Annotated in this window: 16 protein-coding genes and 1 riboswitch; of the genes, 1 reads left to right on the forward strand and 15 read right to left on the reverse strand. The window is 71.8% G+C overall.

Features of this window, described 5'->3' with window-relative positions; all coding sequences use genetic code 11:
* Window positions 1–22 precede the first annotated feature (22 nt).
* Entirely contained in the window at window positions 23–2,548 is a 2,526-nt protein-coding gene (locus ACH4VO_RS20590) for an FtsX-like permease family protein (protein WP_360987293.1), read from the forward strand.
* A gap of 224 nt (window positions 2,549–2,772) precedes the next feature.
* Here the strand turns inward: ACH4VO_RS20590 and ACH4VO_RS20595 are convergent, their stop codons facing one another.
* The 15 genes from ACH4VO_RS20595 to ACH4VO_RS20665 all read right to left on the reverse strand — a co-directional run bounded on the left by ACH4VO_RS20595 (window position 2,773) and on the right by ACH4VO_RS20665 (window position 20,647).
* Window positions 2,773–4,077: a cyclopropane-fatty-acyl-phospholipid synthase family protein gene (locus ACH4VO_RS20595; protein WP_360987291.1), complete on the reverse strand. Its 1,305-nt coding sequence runs from the start codon at window positions 4,075–4,077 to the stop codon at window positions 2,773–2,775.
* A gap of 255 nt (window positions 4,078–4,332) precedes the next feature.
* Entirely contained in the window at window positions 4,333–5,718 is a 1,386-nt protein-coding gene (locus ACH4VO_RS20600; protein ID WP_360987289.1) for an NAD(P)/FAD-dependent oxidoreductase, read from the reverse strand.
* Window positions 5,719–6,167: 449 nt separating this feature from the next.
* Window positions 6,168–7,109 carry a Ppx/GppA phosphatase family protein gene (locus tag ACH4VO_RS20605; protein WP_360987286.1) on the reverse strand — a complete coding sequence of 314 codons (942 nt, stop codon included), beginning with the start codon at window positions 7,107–7,109 and terminating at the stop codon, window positions 6,168–6,170.
* Window positions 7,106–7,693 (reverse strand): DUF501 domain-containing protein, encoded by a 588-nt coding sequence (locus ACH4VO_RS20610; RefSeq protein ID WP_360987399.1) that lies wholly within the window; start codon window positions 7,691–7,693, stop codon window positions 7,106–7,108. The genes ACH4VO_RS20605 and ACH4VO_RS20610 overlap by 4 nt, the downstream gene beginning before the upstream one ends.
* Before the next feature lie 97 nt (window positions 7,694–7,790).
* The gene (locus ACH4VO_RS20615; protein WP_360987284.1) at window positions 7,791–8,261 is read right to left on the reverse strand and encodes a septum formation initiator family protein; all 471 of its coding nucleotides are present in this window, start codon (window positions 8,259–8,261) and stop codon (window positions 7,791–7,793) included.
* A 101-nt stretch (window positions 8,262–8,362) separates the two neighbouring features.
* Window positions 8,363–9,649: a phosphopyruvate hydratase gene (eno, locus tag ACH4VO_RS20620; RefSeq protein ID WP_360987282.1), complete on the reverse strand. Its 1,287-nt coding sequence runs from the start codon at window positions 9,647–9,649 to the stop codon at window positions 8,363–8,365.
* Between the two features lie 330 nt (window positions 9,650–9,979).
* Window positions 9,980–10,678, reverse strand: coding sequence for a transglycosylase family protein (locus tag ACH4VO_RS20625; RefSeq protein ID WP_360987280.1), 699 nt, complete (start codon window positions 10,676–10,678; stop codon window positions 9,980–9,982).
* A riboswitch (cyclic di-AMP (ydaO/yuaA leader) is annotated at window positions 10,679–10,848 on the reverse strand.
* Between the two features lie 290 nt (window positions 10,849–11,138).
* Window positions 11,139–12,182: a transglycosylase family protein gene (locus tag ACH4VO_RS20630; RefSeq protein WP_360987278.1), complete on the reverse strand. Its 1,044-nt coding sequence runs from the start codon at window positions 12,180–12,182 to the stop codon at window positions 11,139–11,141.
* A gap of 105 nt (window positions 12,183–12,287) precedes the next feature.
* Window positions 12,288–13,757, reverse strand: coding sequence for a cytochrome P450 (locus tag ACH4VO_RS20635; RefSeq protein WP_360987276.1), 1,470 nt, complete (start codon window positions 13,755–13,757; stop codon window positions 12,288–12,290).
* On the reverse strand, window positions 13,754–14,740 hold the full coding sequence (locus ACH4VO_RS20640) for a nucleoside triphosphate pyrophosphohydrolase (RefSeq protein WP_360987274.1): 987 nt from the start codon (window positions 14,738–14,740) through the stop codon (window positions 13,754–13,756). Before ACH4VO_RS20640 ends, ACH4VO_RS20635 begins: the two co-directional genes overlap by 4 nt.
* Before the next feature lie 71 nt (window positions 14,741–14,811).
* The gene (locus ACH4VO_RS20645) at window positions 14,812–15,261 is read right to left on the reverse strand and encodes a hypothetical protein (RefSeq protein ID WP_360987272.1); all 450 of its coding nucleotides are present in this window, start codon (window positions 15,259–15,261) and stop codon (window positions 14,812–14,814) included.
* A 174-nt stretch (window positions 15,262–15,435) separates the two neighbouring features.
* Window positions 15,436–16,092 (reverse strand): SurA N-terminal domain-containing protein, encoded by a 657-nt coding sequence (locus tag ACH4VO_RS20650; RefSeq protein WP_360987270.1) that lies wholly within the window; start codon window positions 16,090–16,092, stop codon window positions 15,436–15,438.
* A gap of 172 nt (window positions 16,093–16,264) precedes the next feature.
* The gene (locus ACH4VO_RS20655; protein ID WP_360987268.1) at window positions 16,265–17,830 is read right to left on the reverse strand and encodes a protein kinase; all 1,566 of its coding nucleotides are present in this window, start codon (window positions 17,828–17,830) and stop codon (window positions 16,265–16,267) included.
* Complete coding sequence (locus tag ACH4VO_RS20660; protein ID WP_360987266.1) at window positions 17,827–18,435, reverse strand: hypothetical protein; 609 nt, start codon at window positions 18,433–18,435, stop codon at window positions 17,827–17,829. Before ACH4VO_RS20660 ends, ACH4VO_RS20655 begins: the two co-directional genes overlap by 4 nt.
* Before the next feature lie 97 nt (window positions 18,436–18,532).
* Window positions 18,533–20,647: an N-6 DNA methylase gene (locus ACH4VO_RS20665; RefSeq protein WP_360987265.1), complete on the reverse strand. Its 2,115-nt coding sequence runs from the start codon at window positions 20,645–20,647 to the stop codon at window positions 18,533–18,535.
* Between the last annotated feature and the right edge of the window lie 58 nt (window positions 20,648–20,705).

Below are 20,705 nucleotides of genomic sequence, written 5' to 3' on the forward strand. Positions count from 1 at the left end.
ACTCCCCCCGGGAATCCACGACATGTTCCGTACCGCTGTGCGCAACGTCCTCGCGCACAAGGCCAGACTGCTGATGACCGTGCTCGCCGTGATGCTCGGCGTCGCCTTCGTCTCCGGCACGCTGGTCTTCACCGACACCCTCGGCAACGCCTTCCGCAACCAGTCCGCCAAGAACTACGACAAGGTGGCCGTCGCCGTCACCACCTGGGCCGAGCGCGGCGACGAGAAGACCCCGGCCGTCGACGAGGCCACCCTCGCGAAGATCCGGGCCCTGGACGGCGTGGCCGAGGCCACCGGGCGGGTCTCCGGGTTCGCCGGTGTCGCCGACCCGGACGGCAAACTGATCGGCAACGGCTGGTCCAACACCGGAGCCAACTTCTCCCCCGGCGCTGACGGCAAGGACGCGCAGTACACGTTCACCGAGGGCAGCGGGCCGGCGGAGGCCGGCCAGGTCGCCCTCGACAAGGAGACCGCGCGCAAGGGCGAGTACCGCGTGGGCGGCCCGGTGCGGGTCGCCACGAACGGCCCGGTCAAGGAATACACCCTCTCCGGTGTCTTCACGACCGAGGACGGCGCCGTGAACGCGGGGGGCAGCCTGGTCCTCTTCGACACCGCGACAGCCCAGCAGCTCTACCTGCGGCCGGGACAGTTCAAGGACGTCACCGTGACCGCCGCGGCCGGCGCCTCCGACCAGCGGCTGCTGGACGCCGTGAAGCCCCTCCTCCCGGAGAGCGCCGAGGCCAAGACGGGTGCGGCCGTCGCGGACGAGGAGGCCAGGCAGACCGAGAACGGCCTCAAGAACCTCAACCAGCTGCTGCTGGCCTTCGCTGCCATCGCGCTCTTCGTCGGCGTCTTCCTGATCGCCAACACGTTCACCATGCTCATCGCCCAGCGCACCAAGGAACTCGCCCTGATGCGCGCCGTCGGCGCCTCCCGCCGGCAGGTCAAGTGGGCCGTCCTCTCCGAAGCCGGTGTGGTCGGCCTGATCGCCTCGGTGATCGGCCTGCTGCTCGGTGTCGGGCTCGCGACGGGCCTGCGCTCCGCCATGGGCGCGTTCGGAGGGAAGATCCCGGCCGGGCCCCTGGTCGTCTCCCCCACCGCCGTGGTCTCGGCGTTCGCCGTCGGCGTCCTGATCACCGTGTTCGCCGCCTGGCTGCCGGCCCGCCGCGCCGCCAAGATCCCGCCGGTCGCGGCGATGAGCAGCGTGCACGCGGTGGCCAGCACCAAGTCCCTGGTCCTGCGGAACTCGGTCGGCGGGGTACTCACCCTGCTCGGGTCCGCGGCGGTCGTCCTCGGCTCCTCCCAGGGCGCGGACGGCAAGGTGGTCATCGGTGTCGGGGCGTTCTTCGCCCTGACCGGTGTCATCGTGCTCATCCCCCTGCTCTCCCGCCCGGTGATCGCCCTGGTGCGTCCGCTGCTGCGCAAGTTCTTCGGCGTCTCCGGCAAACTCGCCGCACAGAACGCTGTCCGCAATCCGCGGCGCACCGGCGCCACCGCGTCGGCGCTGGCGATCGGCCTCACGCTGGTCACCGGGATCTCGGTGCTGGGCGTCACGCTCGGCCAGGCCGTGGACAAGGTGACGACGGACAACATCCGGGCCGACTACATGGTCTCGATGGCCAGCGGGGGCTCGCTCGACGAGTCAGCCCTCACCGCCCTGCGCAAGGCCGACGGCGTCACCGCGGCCTCTCCCCAGCGGGCCACCTGGCTCACCGTCGGTGAGGCGGGGCTCTCGGCCACCGGCGTCACCCCCGGCGACATCGAGAAGGTCTTCGCCCTGAAGACGGTCTCCGGCTCGCTCTCGTCGCTGAAGGACGGCGAGATCGCCGTCGACCGCAAGACCGCCACCTCGCACGGCTGGAAGACCGGTGACAGCGTTCCGGTGACCTTCCTGGACGACAAGAAGGAGACCCTGAAGGTCGGGGCTCTCTACGAGGGCAACGAGTTCCTCTCTCCGGTCCTGGTCCCCGAGCAGGTCATCGCACCCCACGAGGGCCTCGCCGACATCTTCCAGGTGTGGCTGACCATGGACGGCGGCGAAAACGCGGCCAACGAGCAGGCGCTGGTCGACGCGCTCGGCGACAACCCGGCGATGAGCATCATGGACCGCCAGGGCATCCGGGACACGTTCGGCGGGTTCGTGAACACCGCGATGAACATCATGTACGGGCTGCTGGCGATGGCCCTGGTCATCGCGGTCCTCGGGGTCGTCAACACCCTGGCCATGTCGGTGTTCGAGCGGCAGCAGGAGATCGGCATGCTGCGGGCGATCGGGCTGGACCGGCGCAGGGTCAAGCGCATGATCCGGCTGGAGGCCGTGGTCATCTCGCTCTTCGGAGCGGTGGTCGGCGTCGCCCTCGGCATGTTCCTCGGCTGGGCGATCGGAAAGGCCCTGTCCTCCTCCATCCCGGGGTACGCCCTCGTCATCCCGTGGGACCGGATAGCGCTCTTCCTGGTGCTGGCGGGGCTCGTGGGTGTGCTGGCGTCCCTGTGGCCGGCCCGCAGCGGAGCGAAGCTGAACATGCTGACCGCCATCAAGACCGAGTAGGGCCCGCCCCACGATTCCGGGCGGATCGGCGCGCGGCGTCGGGCACGACGGCACCGCGGGCCGGAGGGACGTCCGCGTACGGGATGTACGGGGACGTCCCGACCCTGCGGCGAGGTGCCGTAGCTGTCGTCGCGCGCCCGCCGGGAACCGCGGGACACCCCGTGGACGACAGACGTGAAGGCCGGCATCCGCACTGCGGGTGCCGGCCCTTCCGCGTCGGGGGATCAGCCGGCCGCCGAGGCCGTCCAGTCGCGGGCGCGCAGGGGCATACCCGCCGGGCCGCCCTCCTGCGGGCGCACCGCGAGGATCTGGTTGACACCGATCTTGTTGCGTTCGAAGGAGAGCGCGGAGGCGGCCATGTAGAGCCGCCAGACCCTGGCGCGTCCGGGCGAGGTGGCGCGGACCGCCTCCTTCCAGTTCTCCTCCAGGTTGGCCACCCACCGGCGCAGGGTCAGGGCGTAGTGCTCGCGGATCGCTTCGACGTCGCGCGCCTCGAAACCGGCCTCCTCCAGAGTGGCCACGGTGCGGCCCACGGGGGCGAGCTCCCCGTCCGGGAAGACGTAGGCGTCGATGAACTCGTCGACGTGGTAGGCCGATTCGTCCTTCTCGGGGCGGCGGGCGATCTGGTGGTTCAGCAGCCGGCCGCCGGGCTTCAGCAGGGCGTAGAGATCATCGGCGTACTCGCGGAAGCGGACGGAGCCGACGTGCTCCGCCATGCCGATGGAGGAGATGGCGTCGTACGGGCCGTCCCTGACGTCCCGGTAGTCCTGGACGCGGATCTCGATCCGCTCGGTGAGGCCCTCCTCGGCGATGCGCTTGCGGGCGAAGGCCGCCTGCTCGGCGGAGAGGGTGACCCCGGTGACCCGGGCGCCGTACTCGCGGGCGGCGTGGATCGCCATGGAGCCCCAGCCGCAGCCGACGTCGAGGAGGCGGTCGTCCTCCTTCAGCGCGAGCTTGCGGCAGACGAGGTCGAGCTTGTCGCGCTGGGCGTCCTCGAGCGTGCCGCCGTCCTGCCAGTAGGCGCAGGAGTAGACCATGGACGGGCCGAGGACCAGTGCGTAGAAGTCGTTGCCCACGTCGTAGTGGTGGCTGATGGCCTCCTTGTCGCGGCGCTTGGTGTGCAGTGCTCCCGAGCGGCGGCGGACCTCCTCGGCGGGCGGGTGCGGCGGCGGCCAGGGCCCGGCCAGCCGTACGAGGCCGCCGGCGAAGGCGCGGACCTTCGGGTCCCGTACCGGGTGGACGGAGTCCTTGGCGTCGGCGCCGCGCTCCCACAGGAGCGCCGCCAGATGGCCCAGGGCCTCGTAGAGGTCGCCGTCGACGTCGATCTCACCGGCCACCCAGGCGCGGGCCAGGCCGAGTTCGCCCGGCTTCCAGAGCAGCCTGCGCAGGGCGCGGCGATGGCGCAGGACGAGGGCCGGGGCGCCCGGCGGCCCTGCTTCGCTGCCGTCCCAGGCCCGGATCCGGACCGGCAGGGGTTCTCCCAGCAACTCCTCGGCGAGAGCGGTCAGCCGCGACGCGGCGTCTGCCATGGCGCACACCTCCGTGGTGGTGTTTCCCAACGTGCCTAAATTCGCATATACGCACCCGAACCGGGCCGCGACACCTCGGGGCGACGGCGAGGTACACCTGACCCAACGCCACTCGGACCAGGGGCCTTCCCGCAGCGGTGCAACAGAACGGCAAAATACCTGCATAGGCCATACAGTTGGCCCCGCCGGCGGAAACGCCGAAGGGACCGCCCGCACCACGGATGGCGGACGGTCCCTTCGGTGACGTGCGGGTGGCTAGGAGGCCTTCGCCTTCTCGCCCTCGGCCTTGGCGGCGACCGGCGCGGGGCTCGGCTTGGCGGCCTCGTAGAACTCCTCGCGCGGAGTCTCCATGGCGCCGAGCGAGACGACCTCGCGCTTGAGGAACATGGCCAGCGTCCAGTCGGCGAAGATCCGGATCTTGCGGTTCCAGGTCGGCATCGCCATGCCGTGGTAGCCACGGTGCATGTACCAGGCGAGACGGCCCTTGAGCTTGATCTTCACCTTGCCCATGACGATCATCGCGACGCCCTTGTGCAGGCCGAGACCGGCGACCGCACCCTTGTTGGCGTGGCTGTACTCCTTCTGCGGGAAGCCCCGCATGCCGGAGATGACGTTGTCACCGAGGACCTTGGCCTGCCGCAGCGCGTGCTGGGCGTTCGGCGGGCACCAGGCGTTGGGGTTGCCGGCCCGGCGGCCGACCATGTCCGGCACCTGGGCGTTGTCGCCCGCGGCCCAGATGTAGTCGGTGCCCTGCACCTGGAGCTTCTCGGAGGTGTCCACGTGACCGCGGGGGCCCAGCGGCAGGCCGAAGCGGGCCAGGGCCGGGTTCGGCTTCACGCCGGCCGTCCACACGATCGTGCTGGAGTCGACCTCGAGGCCGTTCTTCAGCACCACGTGACCGTCGACGCAGGAGTCCATCGAGGTGGAGAGGTAGATCTCCACACCGCGGCTCTCCAGGTGCTCCTTGCCGTACGCGCCCAGCTTCGGGCCGACCTCGGGAAGGATCTTGTCGGCGGCGTCGACCAGGATGAAGCGCATGTCCTCGCGCTTCACGCTCGAGTAGTACTTGGCGGCGTCGCGCGCCATGTCCTCGACCTCGCCGATGGTCTCCGCGCCGGCGAAGCCGCCGCCCACGAAGACGAAGGTCAGCGCCTTGCGGCGGACCTCCTCATCGGTCGTCGAGTCGGCCTTGTCCAGCTGCTCGAGGACGTGGTTGCGCAGCCCGATGGACTCCTCGATGCCCTTCATGCCGATGCCCTGCTCGGCGAGGCCGGGGATCGGGAAGGTGCGGGAGACCGCGCCCATCGCGATGACCAGGTAGTCGAAGGGCAGCTCGTAGGCCTCGCCGACGAGCGGCGCTACCGTGGCGACCTTGCGGTCCTGATCGATGGTCGTGACGCGACCGGTGAGCACCTCCGCCTTGGGCAGGACGCGTCGCAGTGGGACGACGACATGCCGAGGCGAGATGCTGCCGGCAGCAGCTTCGGGGAGGAAGGGCTGGTACGTCATGTACGAGCGTGGGTCGACGACCGTGACGGTCGCCTCCCCGTACCGCATCTTCTTCAGAATGCGACGAGCTGCGTACAGGCCTACGTACCCACCGCCTACAACGAGGATCCTGGGACGCTCCGTGGTGCTCATGCCATCGAGTATCCACCCCCCTCGGGGGGCAGGCTCGTGAGCCCCTTCACAAGGTCTGCGCCACCCTCTGCTACACTTCGCCGCCCACGTGACCCAGGTCATGACGCCGACGGGGAACCACCGCGTGCGCGCGGACGTTGTTCACCACCTGTGAGCTGGCCCTTGAGCCCCCGGGCGCGGCGAACCGGCCGCCCGTGACACTCCGGCGCCACACGCCCGAAACACCCGCGCACCCCCCTCCCGCGACCCCGGGAGCGACCCGGGCGGCCCCCTGACGGAAGAACTTCACCCACGGGGGCCGAATTCCTTGTGAAGAAGTTCACGAACTTCGTCGCGGCGCCCCGCGAAAGGCCCCTCCGGACCGGCCCGAAGAGGCCCCGAAAGGCTCAAAGGGGCAGGTTGCAACGCGTTTGAGCGCGCCCCTCGCAGCGCCGTGCGGCACGCGGTGATCAGGCGGCGGACCAGGCGATGCCGTCGAGGATGTCGTGCTCGCTGACGACCACCTCATGGGCTCCGGTCCGTTCCATGACCGCGAGCAGGACGAGCGCCCCGGCGGCGATCACATCGACCCGCCCGGGATGCATCGCGGGGATCGCCGCCCGCTCCTCGTGCGTCGAGGCGAGCAGCCGCGCGGTGATCTCCCGTACCTGGGTCAGCGAGACCCTGGAGTGGTGGATCGCCTCGGCGTCGTACTCCCGCAGGCCGAGCGCGATCGCGGCGACCGTGGTGACCGTGCCGGCCAGCCCGACGAGGGTCGCCGCCCCGGCGAGCGGCACCGTCTCCTGCGCCAGGTCCAGCGCGGCCTCGATGTCCGTGCGGATCGCGGTGATCCGGTCGGGCGTGGGCGGGTCGACGACCGCGCCGTCCCGCACCAGATGACGTTCCGTCATGCGCACGCAGCCGATGTCCACGGAACGGGCTGCCCGGACCTCGTCGTCGCCGACGACGAACTCCGTGGAGCCGCCGCCGATGTCCACGACGAGGTACGGCTTCTCCAGGTGGTCGCTGCCCGCGAGTTCCCTGGTGGCCCCGTCGAAGGAGAGCTGCGCCTCCTGCTCCCCGGTGGCGACCTCGGGCTCGACACCCAGGATGTCCACGACGCCCTGGACGAAGGTCTCGCTGTTCTCGGCGTCCCGGGAGGCGGAGGTGGCGACGAACCGGACCTTCTCCGCGCCGGCCTCCCTGATCACCTCCGCGTACTCGCGGCAGGCGGCGAAGGTCCGTTCCAGCGCCTCGGGGTCCAGCCGTCCGGTGCGGTCGACGCCCTGGCCGAGCCGTACGACCTTCATCCGGCGGTCGAGTTCGGTCAACGCCCCGGTGGCGGGCTCCAGATCGGCGACGAGCAGGCGGATGGAGTTGGTACCGCAGTCGACGGCGGCGACGCGGGTCACCGGCCCGCCCCCTCGCCGGGCTCGCCCGCGTCCTCGCCCTCGCCCGCGTCCCCGCCCGAGCCGGGAACCGCGCACGGCGTCACGCAGGGGCCCTTCGCCCACCACTCGGGCAGCATCGCGATCGCCTCGTCGCCCAGCGGGTTCACCCCGGGCCCCGCCGCCAGCGAGTGGCCGACCAGGACGTGCAGGCACTTCACGCGGTCCGGCATGCCGCCCGCGCTCGGGAAGCCCTCCAGGACCTCGATGGCGTCGCGGCGCGCGATGTAGTCCTCGTGCGCCGCGCGGTACGCGGCCGCCAGCTCCGGGTCCGTCGTGAGCCGCTCGGTCATCTCCTTCATGACCCCGTTGGCCTCCAGCGTGCCGATCGCGGACGCGGCACGCGGGCAGGTCAGGTAGTACGTCGTCGGGAACGGCGTGCCGTCCTCCAGACGGGGCTGCGTCTCCACCACGTCCGGGTTGCCGCACGGGCACCGGTGCGCGATGGCGCGCAGTCCGCGCGGCGGCCGGCCGAGCTGCTGCTCGAACGCGGCGATGTCCGCGGCGGTGGGCGGAGTGGATTCGGTCTGCGGAGGGGGCGTGTCCATGCCTGCCTTGAATGTCATCGGTGGGTCTGTATGTATCGGTGTGGGTACGGGTGCGGGACGGACGGGTGCGGGCGCCCGGCCCCGTACGCGGACGGGGTCACTCGCGGTCCGCGCTGTCGACGCCGTCCCAGAGGTTGGTGTGCCAGGGGCGGCCCGTCGCGCCCTGCTCCCCGCGACGGACCTCGGCCGCGTCCGGGTCGATCACCGTGTAACCGGTCTCCCCGGGCATGACGTAGTGGAGGTGCTCACGCGCCAGGCGGCGGATGTACGCGTCGTCCTTGAGCCGCGCCTTCTCGTCCCGCAGTTCCTCGGTCCGCTCGTGTGCCTCCCTCGACAGCCTCTCCTGCTCGGCGATCTGGTCGCGCTGGGAGATGTACTGCCGCATCGGGTACGCGAGCGCGACCACCAGGGAACACACGATCAGCGCCAGGAACGCCGCCCGGCCCGTGAGCCGGGAGCGGCGGGCCTGACGGCGGTTCTGGGACCGGTAGACGCGGGCCGCCGTCTGCTCGCCGAGCAACCGCAGCCTGGTCGTGGTGGAGAACCGGTCGCGGTCCTTCCCGGCCATCTCTCACGCCTCCCCGTTACGCACGTCCGTCCCCGCACACGGTACGGGACCGGGTGCGGGGACGGACGGAGGCTGGTGCGCCGAGGTCCTGCCGAGGTCTGTCAGGCCTCGAAGCGGAACCGCGGGAAGGCCGAACGACCCGCGTACACCGCCGCGTCGTCGAGGATCTCCTCGATGCGCAGCAGCTGGTTGTACTTGGCGACGCGGTCCGAGCGGGCCGGGGCGCCGGTCTTGATCTGACCGCAGTTCACCGCGACGGCGAGGTCGGCGATGGTGACGTCCTCGGTCTCGCCGGAGCGGTGGGACATCATGCACTTGAAGCCGTTGCGCTGCGCGAGTTCGACGGCGTCCAGGGTCTCGGTCAGCGAACCGATCTGGTTGACCTTCACGAGCAGGGCGTTGGCCGAGCCCTCCTCGATGCCACGGGCGAGGCGCTCGGGGTTGGTGACGAAGAGGTCGTCACCGACGATCTGCACCTTGGAGCCGAGCTTCTCGGTGATGACCTTCCAGCCGTCCCAGTCGTCCTCGTACAGCGGGTCCTCGATGGAGACCAGCGGGTACGCGGAGACGAGCTCCTCGTAGTACTCGGTCATCTCGGCGGCGGTACGGGACTTGCCCTCGAACTCGTAGACGCCGTCCTTGTAGAACTCGGAGGCGGCGACGTCCAGCGCGAGCGCGATGTCGCGGCCGGGGACGTAACCGGCCTCCTTGACGGCCTCGAGGATGAGGTCGAGGGCGGCGCGGTTGGACTCGAGGTTCGGCGCGAAGCCGCCCTCGTCGCCGAGACCGGTGGACAGGCCCTTGGTCTTGAGGACCTTCTTCAGCGTGTGGTAGATCTCCGCGCCCCAGCGCAGGGCCTCGGAGAAGGACTCGGCGCCGATGGGCGCGATCATGAACTCCTGGATGTCCACGTTGGAGTCGGCGTGCGAGCCGCCGTTCAGGATGTTCATCATCGGAACGGGCAGCAGGTGCGCGTTCGGGCCGCCGAGGTAGCGGAACAGCGGGAGGTCGGAGGCCTCGGACGCCGCGTGGGCCACGGCGAGCGAGACGCCGAGGATGGCGTTGGCGCCGAGCGAGCCCTTGTTCTCGGTGGCGTCGAGGTCGAACATCGCCTGGTCGATGAGGCGCTGCTCGGTGGCGTCGTACCCGACGAGCTCCGGGCCGATCTGCTCGATCACGGCCAGGACGGCCTTCTCGACCCCCTTGCCGTGGTAGCGGTTGGGGTCGCCGTCGCGAAGCTCGATGGCCTCGAACGCACCGGTGGAGGCGCCGGACGGAACGGCAGCACGACCCGTGCTGCCGTCGTCGAGGCCGACCTCGACCTCGACCGTGGGGTTGCCCCGGGAGTCGAGGATTTCCCTGGCTACGACGACGTCGATGGACGGCACGAGGCATCTCCTTCTGGGATATGACACTGGTTGTGCAGGGTCACTGTGGCCTTGCGACACGAGCCTAACCGGCCCGGCCCGCTCCGTCGGCCGACCGCCCGTCCCCTGGGACGAAAAAGGACCCAAGAGCCTGCATTCCGGGCAAAGGTCCAAGAAATACCGGCCAGTAGCTACAAAGGTTGAACGGTCAGCCGCGAACCCGGCAGCCCTACGAGGCCCCGGACACGCCTCCGGCCCGGCGCGCACGGGGGGGTGTGAGCGCGCCGGGCCGGACAGCACGCAGGGTGCCGCCGGGCACCCCGCGTCCCTGGGAAGGAGGAGGGCCCGGGACTACTTCAGGTGGAGCTGCTGCCCCGGGAAGATGAGGTCGGCGCTCTCGACGATGTCGTCGTTCAGCGTGAACAGCTTGTGCCAGCCGCCCTTGACGTGCTTCGCCTCGGCGATCTTGCTGAGGGTGTCGCCCGCCTTCACCTTGTACTCCCCGTCACCCTTCTTGACCTTGCCGCCCGTCGGGGTGGTGACGGTCTTCGCCGCCTCCGGGGCCTTGCGGGTCTCGCTGCGCGTGGTGGGCTGCTCGGCCTTGCGCTCCGGCGCGGCCTGCGGGGCCGTGTCGCCGTTCTTCGCGGAACCGGTGTCGACACCCGGGTCCACACCGTCGTTCGTCAGGCCGCCGGCACCGGCGCAGGCCCAGGCACCCGGGCCCTGCATGGCGAGAAGCTTCTCGGCGGTGGCTATCTGCTGCGCCTTGGAGGCCAGGTCGGCCCGGGCGGCGTACTGCGTGCCGCCGGCGGCGGCCCAGCTGGACGCCGAGAACTGCAGGCCGCCGTAGTAACCGTTGCCGGTGTTGATCGACCAGTTACCGCCGGACTCGCACTGCGCGACGGCGTCCCACGTGGCGACGGAAGCGGCTGAGGCGCCCGTCGCACCCATCAGGGGGACGGCGACGGCGGCACCGGCCACGCCGACCAGGGTGGCGACACGGACGGCCTTGGACGGGCGGCGGTGCTTGCCCTTGCTGGAAAGCAGCATGGTTCTCCTCACCGACGCCTACGAGGTGAGCTGTCGGGTTCGGGCTGTGAGTCGCCCGGTCGCCCGCTCTCGCGGCCGACTTCACCCCGAGCCGGTCCTCGCCCGTCTCTCGACGGCCGGGCCCGGCACTTACCTGGGTCCCCCGCTCCTGCCTACGGCGCTTTACGCGTCTGTCCCCTTCGTCCGACGGCAGGATTCGGCGTGACGGTCGAAGGTGCCCGCGGTGCGAGCGGTTCCGACCGTAAACACAGGCAAGCCCGACATTCAAAGATGGACATAACGACCAATCAGCCCGTACCACCCCGGGGAGATGGATGATTTCCGCAGGTCGGAGCGGATATGGGCGGACCGGGCGGGCGCGAACCGCCAGTTGAAGCAAAGAGACCCATGTCTCACTTACGCATAAGTGGACATAGGCCTCTGAACTGCCCCCGCTTTCGGGGTGTTTTCCCGTTTTCGATCAGTTGCCGGCAGCGGCTTCCGCGCCGCTCCCCGTACCCGTACCGGCGTCCGCAGGCGCGGAGTCGGAGGCGCCCTGGAGGCTCAGGTCGAGGTTCTGGCCCGGGAGGATCAGGTCGGGGTCGGAACCCAGCTCGTCCTTGTTGGCCTCGTACAGCGCCGTCCAGCCGCCGGGCAGTTCCTGCGCGTCGGCGATCGCCCAGAGGTTGTCGCCCTCGCGGACGGTGTACGAGGCGTCCGTGCCCGCCTCCGCGCCCGTGCGCGCCCCTGCGTCGCCGCGCGAGGCGTGCCGGCCGGACTCGCGGGCGCTCCCGGCGTCCGCCTCGGCGCTCGCCTCCGGGGCAGGCGTACCGCGGTGCTTGCCGCCCTTGGCGCTCTCGCCCCGCGCGGGCCCGGAGCCCTGGGAAGCCTCGGATGCCGCGGGCGAGGGGGTGGCGGAAGGCGAGGACGGGTCGGCCGAGTCGGCGTCGGCCCTGCCGCTCTTGCCCTGCTCGTCCTGCTTGCCGGTCGTGCCGCTCGGCCGGTCCTTCTCGTCCGCGGCGGTGCCGCCCTTCGCGTCCGCCTCGCCGGTACGGTCCGACGCCTCCGGCGAGGGGGCGCCCGAGGGGCTCGCGGAGTCCGACGGCTCGGCGGCCGGATCGCCGCCCGGGTCGACACCCGGCAGGGTGCCGTCCACGGCGAGCCCGGAGATCAGCGCACAACTGGGCCAGGCCTGCGGCCCCTTGGCGTCCAAAACCTTCTCGGCGACCGCGATCTGCTGCGAGCGGCTGGCGAGGTCGGCCCGCGCCGCGTACGCCGTACCACCGAAGGCCGACCAGGTGTCCTGCGAGAACTGGAGACCGCCGTACTGGCCGTTGCCCAGGTCGGCACTCCATGTGCCACCGCTCTCGCACTCGGCGACCCGGTCCCAGGTCGACGCCTCGGCGGCGTGGGCGCCGCCCGCACCGAGCAGCGGGATGGCGATGGCCGATCCCGTCACGCCCGCGGCGACGACGATGGCGGGTGCCTGACGAGGGCGACGGTGTCTGCCGTTCGCGGAGCCCATGGGATTGCCTTCCGTGTGACCGACGTGTGGCTGGTGAGTCGAACGGTGAACCTAGCCGGACTCGAACGTGTGTCACAAGTCGATGCAGCGGAGATCACGCGAACATCACAGACTTGACGGAGGGTCACTCCCGACGGACCGGTGTCCGGGATCGAACTCCACGGGAAGAGTGCGCAGTCCGCGCATGATGAGCCCTCCACGCCACCGTACGTCGGCCGCTTCCGGAGCGAGCCGCAGGTCAGGAAGGCGCCGCAGCAGGGTGGCCAGCGCCGTCCGCCCCTCCAGACGGGCCAGGGGAGCTCCCAGGCAGTAGTGGATGCCGTGCCCGTATCCGAGGTGCTGATTGTCACTCCGCGCGAGGTCCAGGGTGTCCGCATCCCGGAATCGCTCCGGGTCGCGGTCCGCGGCGGCCAGGACCACGAGCACGGGGTCCCCGACCGCGATGGCCTGACCTCCGAGGGTGACGGGCTCGGTGGCATAGCGCCAGGTCGCCATCTCGACAGGCCCGTCGTACCGCAGCAGTTCCTCGATGCCGGTGGCCAGCAGGCCCTCCTCGCCCTCGGCGAGGGAGCGCTGCAGTCGCCCGCGCTGCTCCGGGTTACGCAGCAGCGCGTAGGTACCGTTGCCGATCAGGTTGACGGTCGTCTCGAAACCGGCGAAGAGAAGGATGAACGCCATCGCCGCGGCCTCGTTCTCGGTGAGGTGCTCACCGTGGTCGCTCGCCCGGATCAGACCCGAGATCAGGTCGTCGCCGGGATTCTCCCTCTTGCGGTGGATGAGTTCGGCGAGGTAGCCGCGCATCTTCTTGACCGACCTGGCCACACCGCCGCGCGGGCCGCCGCCGTGGCGGATCATCATGCCCGCCCAGTCGCGGAAGTCGTCCTGGTCCTCCGGGGGGACGCCCAGCAGGTCGCAGATCGCGTAGATGGGGAGCGGGAAGGCGAAGTCGTGGATGAGGTCCGCCGAGCCCTCCTCGACGAAGGAGTCGATCAGCCGGTCCGTCAGCTCCTGCACGCGGGGCGCGAACTCGGCGACCCGGCGGGGGGTGAACGCCTTGGAGACGAGCCGGCGCAGCCGGGTGTGGTCCGGCGGGTCGATGTTGAGCAGGTGCGTCATCAGCTCCGCCTTGCGCTCGCCCGGGATGCCGGTCCTCCCCTTGGCCTGCGCCGACCCGGCGTGGTGCATGGGGTTCTTGGAGAGGCGGGCGTCGGCGAGGGCCTGCCTGGCATCGTCGTACCGGGTCACCAGCCAGGCCTCGACACCGCTGGGCAGCGCGGTGCGGTGAACGGGGCTGTGCTCGCGGAGCCAGGCGTAGGCGGGGTACGGGTCGGTCGCGAACTCCCAGGTGAAGAGTTCGGGGGCGCCGCCGGGGGCGGGGTGGTCGACGGGGCAGCCGGCGGGAGGCCCGGCCGGGGCGCCACCGGGGGTGCCCTCGAGGGGGCTCTCGGGGGGCGCGGCGGCGGCCGGGTTTCCTCCGGAGACGGCGGCCGGAGGACACCCGGAACCGGCGGCCGGGGGATCCGCGGGACGGTCGGCCGAGGGGTCCGCGCGGTTGTCGGCGGGGCTGTCGTTCACTCCTCGACGGTATCCGGCGCCGCCCCGTGGCCCTCCGCCGCCCGGATCGCGTCCCGGTACGCACGCGCCGCGGCCCGCAGCGCGGCCTCCGGGTCGGTGCCGTCCTGCTCGGCGCGTACGGCGAGGGTGAGGAGCCGGTAGCCGACGCCGTCGCCCTCGGGGAGCGCCACGTCCAGCCCGGCGGTGCGGACCCGGCCGGCCAGCTTCGCGGCGAGCGCCAGGCCGGGCTGGCCGAGCGGCACCCCGTCGGTGACCGAATCGCGCTGCTTCTCGATCGCCTTGGTCCGAAGCCAGTGGGCGCGCACGTCGTCCGGGGTCTCGGCGGTCTCCTCACCGAAGACGTGCGGGTGGCGGTGGATCAGCTTCTCCACGATCGTGCCGGCGACATCGTCGATCGCGAACGGTTCGTCCGGGTCCTCCTGGGCGATCCGGGCGTGGAAGACCACCTGGAGCAGTACGTCCCCGAGCTCCTCGCGCAGCTCGTCCCGGTCGCCGTCCTCGATGGCCTCGACCAGTTCGTACGCCTCCTCGATGGCGTACTTCGCGAGGCCCTCGTGCGTCTTCTGCGAGCTCCACGGGCATGCGAGCCTGATGCGGTCCATGACCTGCACCAGGTCGAGGAGCCGGGCGCCCGGCAGGTCGTAGGAGCCGGGCAGGAGCTCCAGGTCCGGCATGTGCACCCTGCCCGATCCGCCGAGCCGGGCCAGTCCGTCGGTGAGCGGCTGGTTGCCCTCACCGCCCACCAGCACCACGACCGTCCGCCCGCCCGCACAGGCGTCCACGAGCTCCTCGGCCGAGGGTGCCGCGTGCTCGACGGCGACCCCCGCCTCCCTCAGATACGGCAGCTGCGGATGGTCGGCCTCGGCGCACAGCACGCGGTCGGCGGCGTGCAGCGTCTGCCAGGCAGGCCAGGACAGCAGTCCCGGCGCGACCCGGTGGCTGGCGGTGAGCAGGACGATACGGCCCGGGGCTTCGGCGTTCACCCTTCGAACCTACCCCGGACGGAACCCGGTGCGGCGTCCCGGGTTCGGGCGCCGGAGCGCCCGAACCGGCTCTATGCCGCTACGGCCGACACCACGGGGATCAGCCGTGCCACCGCGTCCAGTTCCTTGCCGCCGCCGATCCGCGGGAAGTAGACGCGCAGAGCGCTCTCCCCCGCCTCGTCGACGAGGACGAAGGAGTGCTTCAGGAGGCCCCGCTCGACCTCGGTCCGCTTCACGTCGTCGAGCTGGAACGTCCCCACGAACCGGTCGGGTTTCGCGAAGGTCTGGTTCGCCTGGAACAGGAACAGACGCTCTCCGGTCACCGCGAGGTACATCGGCTGCGGCGCCATGGCCATCGTCATCGCACCACCGCTCAGAATCGCCGCGGCAACCCCCATCGCCAGGTTCTTCTTGAACGAGACCTCGCTCAGATTCACCAGCGCGGTCGCCTCGACCCGCTCCCCGGGACCCAGCATCTTCGCAACGGCGACCAGTAGCGCCCGACGGCGTCTCGCGTTCACAACACATCCCTGAGGTGGGCCGAAAGTACGGTGCGGCGAGCAGAGCGGAGAACTGCGCCCGAAACCGCACCCCACCAGGGCTGTGACCTCTCGGGACTGTGCACGGCTCAGCGCGCATGACCGGCCTACCTTGCCACACGGAACACCCGCCGCCGTACCACCGCGTTCCCGGCGTCAGGCGCTCGTCTCGGGCTGCTGGTCCGGGAACGTGGTGACCTGGTTGAGCCACGGGACCTTGACCGTGCTGAGCTGGACCTTCGCGTCGTCCCAGGTGCCGAAGCGCGGATTGACGTCGATGTGCAGGGCCTTCGACGCCTTGGTGAGCGCCTGCCCGACCGTCCGCACCCCCGCCGGACTCTGCAGGTCGGCGCCGAGCGCCTGCGCCAGCTTCGGGAGCTGCACCTCCTGGCGGAGGCTGTCGTCGATCTGCCCGGGAGCGACCCACCGCTGCTCGAGCATCATCGTCCGCAGGCCCTCGTCCCCGCCGGACTGCGCTGCCGCTGCCGTGCGGGTCTGCTGGATCTCCTTGCGGCTCACGCTCACTCCGGCGTCCTGCGCGGCACGGTCCAGGACCCGGCCGAAGATCAGGCTGGACAGTTTGACCCGGGTGAGCTGCCCGGAGGACTTCTCGAGCTCCGCGGACCGGGCCGAGGCCTGCTGTGCCCCGCGCACGTCCGCCGTCTGCGCCTGAACGGTGGACACCGCGATACGGTCACCGCCGACCACGGCCGCGGCGCCGGGGTGGGCCTCGCCGCCGCAGGCGGTCAGGAGCGGCGCCGCGACGAGCGTGGCGGCGGACAGGGCGAGCGCGGTGCGACGACGGCGGTGCAAAGGAGCCTCCCGGGGAGAGTTTGTGCATCAGTGCACAAAGCCTTGCGGTGATCGATGTTAGGCAGCGGACGTGATTCGGGCCACCACTTCGACCAACGATTTCCGGACCCGTCGGTGTGGGGGCCGAGGACGCGTCCCCGGTCCGTGTCGCCCTTCCCGGCCGGCCTCTCCTTCACAACGACCCGCGCAGTCCCTGGTGGTGGGTCAGTTGGCGGCGCAGTTCGGCCGGGAGCGGGTGGTGGGGGCCGTAGGCGCGCTCGGTGTCGTACAGGAGTGCCTCCAACTGGGCGCGGCCCGCCGTGTGGTCGCCGACCGCGAGCAGGAGATGGCCGATGCGGTGCCGGATGTCGTAGGCCCGGCCGTGGTCGGCGATGACGGCGCCGGAGGTGGTCTCGTAGTACGGAAGGAGGGCGCGGTACTCCGCGAGCGCGGCGGCCGGCTCCCCCAGCTGCTCCAGGCACTGGGCGGCGTCGTAGCGGAACTGCAGGGTCTGGGCGTCGGCCGCGCCCGCTTCGGCCGTACGGTCGTCGGCGAGCCGGCGCAGCTCCGGCAGGGCGCGGCGGTACTGCCCGTCGTCCATCAGCGTGGCCGCGTACTGCTTGCGCAGGACGCGGACGACCGGGGAACGCTCGCCGTGCTCCGCGGCGGCGGCCGGGAGGATGCCGCCCAGGATGTCCACGGCCTGCGTGATGCGGCCCTCGCCCAGCAGCCGCTTCACCTCGTCGACCGCCTTCACCACATCGGGCCGGGTGGGCGGCGCGGAGCTGCCGGCGGCCACGGGCGGCTGCTGGGCGCGGACCGGACCGGTGGACGGGACGGCCACCCGGTCGGGCCAAGGCGCCTGCGGCCGGAGGAACGGGCGCGTGGGGTCGAGGGGGCCGGCCGGTGCGCCCCGGGTGGGCAACAGGGGGCGCAGCGCCTCGTACACCTCCTGGGCGGAGGCCGGGCGGTGCTGCGGGTCCTTGGCGAGGAGCCGCAGGACGAGCGCCTCCAGCGGCTCGGGGACCTCGGGCCTGAGGTGGCGGACCGGGAGCGGCGGCTCGTAGAGATGGCGGTGCAGCACGCCGAGGGCCGTGGAGCCGGCGTACGGCACGTCGCCGCTGAGCAGTTCGTGCAGGAGCACGCCGAGTGCGTACAGGTCGGTGTACGGGCCGACGGCGCCGCCCATCGCCTGTTCGGGGGCCATGTAGGCGGGCGAGCCGATCGGCGACCCTGTGTGGGTCAGGCGGGTGGTGTCGGAGTCCAGGACGGAGGCGACGCCCAGGTCCAGCACGGTGACGGTGCCGTCGGGCTTGACCATCGCGTTGCGCGGCTTGAGGTCCCGGTGGACGATCGGCACCGCGTGCACGGCGGAGAGCACGGCGCACAGCTGTGCGGCGACCGCGACGGCCCAGGGCCACGGGTAGGGGTCGTGTTCGGCCAGGTGGTCGGCGAGGTCGGCGCCCTCCACGTACTGCATGACGAGGTAGAGGTCGTCGCCGTCGCTCCCCGCGTCGTGGACGGTGACCAGTCCGGGATGGTCGACCTGGGCGGTGACCCGGCACTCGCGGACGAACCGGCGGCGCAGTTCGTCCGCGGCGGCGCTGTCCGAGGGGCCGGTGACCCGGTCGGGGCGCAGGAGCTTCACCGCGACCCGGCGGTCCAGGCGCTGGTCGTACGCCGTCCACACCTGGCCCATGCCGCCCTGGCCGAGGAGGGTCGCCAGCTCGTAGCGTCCTGCGATGACGCGGCCGTTCACCGGCTGTCGCCCTCCTTGCGGAGGTAGTCACTCAGCTCGTCGAGCTCCGCACGCACCTGGTCGATGCGCTGGGGCGTCGCGGGCCGGGGCGTCGGGGACGGCGGCGCGGTGGGTGGGGGCGGCGGCGCGGGCGTCCGGGCGGGGACGGGCGGGGACGGCGGGTAGCCGTAGCCGGGGGTGGGCGCCGGGATGCCCGCGGCCGGGGCCCGTGGGGGCACGTACCCGGTGTACGGGGCGTGGCCTCCGGACCCGCCGGGCCGGCCGAAGTGCCGGATGTCGGTGTAGAGGTAATAGGTGACCGTGCCGGCCACGGTGCAGACCAGCCAGCCGAGGAACGTGAGCGCCTGCGCGTCCGTCAGCTCCTCCTGGTTGTCCGGCGTGGTGACGATGTGGACGAACATGGCCGTGTTGCACACGACCACCAGCGCCAGCAGGGCCCAGTCCCGTCCCTTACGGGTGACGAGCGCCAGCCGCAGGAGCGCCGCCCAGGACAGGAACCCGAAGCTCAGCAGGGCCAGTGCCACGAAGACCACCCGCAGCGCGATCAGTGCTGCCGGGGACGGCCGGCGTGCGGGCTGCTGCGGCGGATAGCCGTAGCCGTGCATGTGCTGCTCCTGGGAAGGCGTGGTCGAACAGGTGCAGTGAGCGTATACACCGGTACGGCAAGCCGTTCCCCGTTGTGCGCGATCGTTGTGGTTCAGGTCATTTGGGGGAGACCGTGCCGTCCGTGAGCCCGTCGTACATCCCCTGGACCAGCTGCCCGCCGAGGCGGCCCGCCGTCCGCAGTGCGTCCTCGAAGGCGGCGAGCGCCCGGAACTTCTCGCCGTACCGCTGCTGTTCGGCGAGGGGCAGCCGCGGCACCTGGAGCCGGCGGGCGTCCAGCCGTGTCGCGGTGGAGGCGTAGCTGCTGGCCTGCCGGTTGTTGGCGGTGGCGCGGAGGAACCCGGCGAGGAACCAGGGGTCGAGAGCGGCCGGATCGGGGCGCAGGACCTGGAGGTTGCGGCCGAGAGCCGCCCCGGCGGTGGCGTCGTCGACGACCCGGGTGGCCGAGCCTCCGCCCAGTACGGGCACGACGACGTCGCCGGCTTCCAGGAGGAACGGCTCGTCGTCCGGCTGGGCGGCCGTCGAGGTTGCGGGTGTGCCACTCGGGGCGGTACCGGCAAGGACATCGTGTTCGGTCAGGACGGGGGCCGCGGGGCCGCCGGATCCGGATCCGGTGCGCAGCTGCAGGGCGCCCGCGCGGGCCAGTTCGCCGACCGTGGTGAGGGGCCGGCGGGCCGGTTCGGTGGGCGCGGGGGCCGGCGGGGTGAGCCGGGCGGTCAGCCTCAGGGTCTCGTCGAGCCGTTCCCGTACGCGGGTCAGCTCGGCCGCACCTCCGCCGGTGGCGGGGGGCGGCAGGTGACGGGCGGGGGCCAGGTCCACGTCGTCGTCGAGGAGTTCGATGACGGGGACGGCGCGGCTGGTCCCGGGGCGTCCCTCCACGGGTTCACGCCGGCCGGGCGCGTCGAATGCGGTCCATGCGCCGAGCACCGCGTCGCGCACCGCTTGCCAGTCCGGCCGGTCACGGCCGGACGGGGCGGTGGTCCCTGGTGGTTCGGCGGGTCCGGCGCTGTCGACGACGAGCAGTTCGGGCGCCGGATGAGGTTCGGCGCCCGGCTTGCGCAGGACCCAGATGTGCAACGGGATGCCGTACGGGGGTGCGGCACCGGCCGGGAGGGCGATGACGGCCCGGAGCGCTCCCCGGCGCAACAGGTCGGCGCGGATACGGCGTCCGGAGCGGCGGGAGGCGGCGGCCGGCGGCATCAGCAGGACCGCGGTACCGCCCGCGCCGAGATGGGCCAGGGCGTGTTGCACCCAGGCGAGTTCGGACTCCGTGCGGGCCGGGAAGCCGTACTCCCAGCGTGGGTCGTAGGCGAGTTCGTCGTGACCCCAGTTGCGCTCGTTGAACGGCGGGTGGCAGAGCACCGTGTCCGCGGTGAGCTGGGGGAACGCGTCGGTGCGCAGGGTGTCGCCGCTGCGTACGGCGAGGCGGGGACCGTCCGTCCGGGTGCCCTCGGAGTGCAGGGCGAGGCGGAGGGCGGTGAGGGCGGCCAGGTCGGGGTCGGCCTCTTGGGCGTACAGCGCCGCGGGCCCTCCGACGGCGCGTAGCAGGGCCCCGGTCCCGGCGGCGGGGTCGAGGACCGTCCGGGAGGGCCGTTCGCCGCCGTTCCGGTCGTTCGCGGGCTCCGCGAGGGCGGCCATCAGTGCGGCGAGGCCCGGGGGGGTGAGCGTGTACTGGCGCGGGTTGGCATCGAGTTGGCGGCCGAACAGGAACTCGAAGGCCTGCCGGACGCCGCTTCCCGCGGCCAGGTCGGCGGCGGCGCGCAGGAGCGGGACGGACGGCAGGAGCGCGACCGCGGTGGGGGTCCGGACGACACCTCCGGGTCCGAAGTACGCGGTGAGCACGTCGTCCAGGGCGCCCGGCAGGACCCCTGCCATCCGGGCGTCCGATACCGCGGTGATCTCCAGCCAGGCGGTCGGCCTGTCCCTGAGGAGGAGGAGGCCGCACCCGGTGTGGATCAGTGCGGCGACGGCGCCCTCCGGATGTCCGGCCAGTTGTTGCCAGACCCGCTCGCGCAGGGGGACCTCGGCGAGTTTTCCCTGGTCGCGCAGCCACTGTTCGATCTCGGGGAGGGAGAAGGAGGGACTGGTGTCGGTGCCGCCGACCGGACGGGGGAAATCGGCGTGACGCCGGCGCCAGTTGCTGACGGCGGCCCGCCCCACCCCTGCCAGCCGGGCGATTCCCGCGGCGGTCACCTCTGTCGGGTTCTCCGGCACTGACTGTCTCCCCAGTACATCCGTCGTGAGTCGATCCGTCGTGCCGGTGAGCATACCG

Source organism: Streptomyces sp. NPDC020780 (assembly GCF_044334475.1).
GTDB lineage: Bacteria > Actinomycetota > Actinomycetes > Streptomycetales > Streptomycetaceae > Streptomyces.

Bases quoted from the DNA above. Each gene is read 5' to 3' on its own strand.
- ACH4VO_RS20590 (WP_360987293.1), top strand. From the start codon at position 23: ATGTTCCGTACCGCTGTGCGCAACGTCCTCGCGCACAAGGCCAGACTG.
- ACH4VO_RS20595 (WP_360987291.1), bottom strand. From the start codon at position 4,077: ATGGCAGACGCCGCGTCGCGGCTGACCGCTCTCGCCGAGGAGTTGCTG.
- ACH4VO_RS20600 (WP_360987289.1), bottom strand. From the start codon at position 5,718: ATGAGCACCACGGAGCGTCCCAGGATCCTCGTTGTAGGCGGTGGGTAC.
- ACH4VO_RS20610 (WP_360987399.1), bottom strand. From the start codon at position 7,693: ATGGACACGCCCCCTCCGCAGACCGAATCCACTCCGCCCACCGCCGCG.
- ACH4VO_RS20615 (WP_360987284.1), bottom strand. From the start codon at position 8,261: ATGGCCGGGAAGGACCGCGACCGGTTCTCCACCACGACCAGGCTGCGG.
- ACH4VO_RS20625 (WP_360987280.1), bottom strand. From the start codon at position 10,678: ATGCTGCTTTCCAGCAAGGGCAAGCACCGCCGCCCGTCCAAGGCCGTC.
- ACH4VO_RS20630 (WP_360987278.1), bottom strand. From the start codon at position 12,182: ATGGGCTCCGCGAACGGCAGACACCGTCGCCCTCGTCAGGCACCCGCC.
- ACH4VO_RS20660 (WP_360987266.1), bottom strand. From the start codon at position 18,435: ATGCACGGCTACGGCTATCCGCCGCAGCAGCCCGCACGCCGGCCGTCC.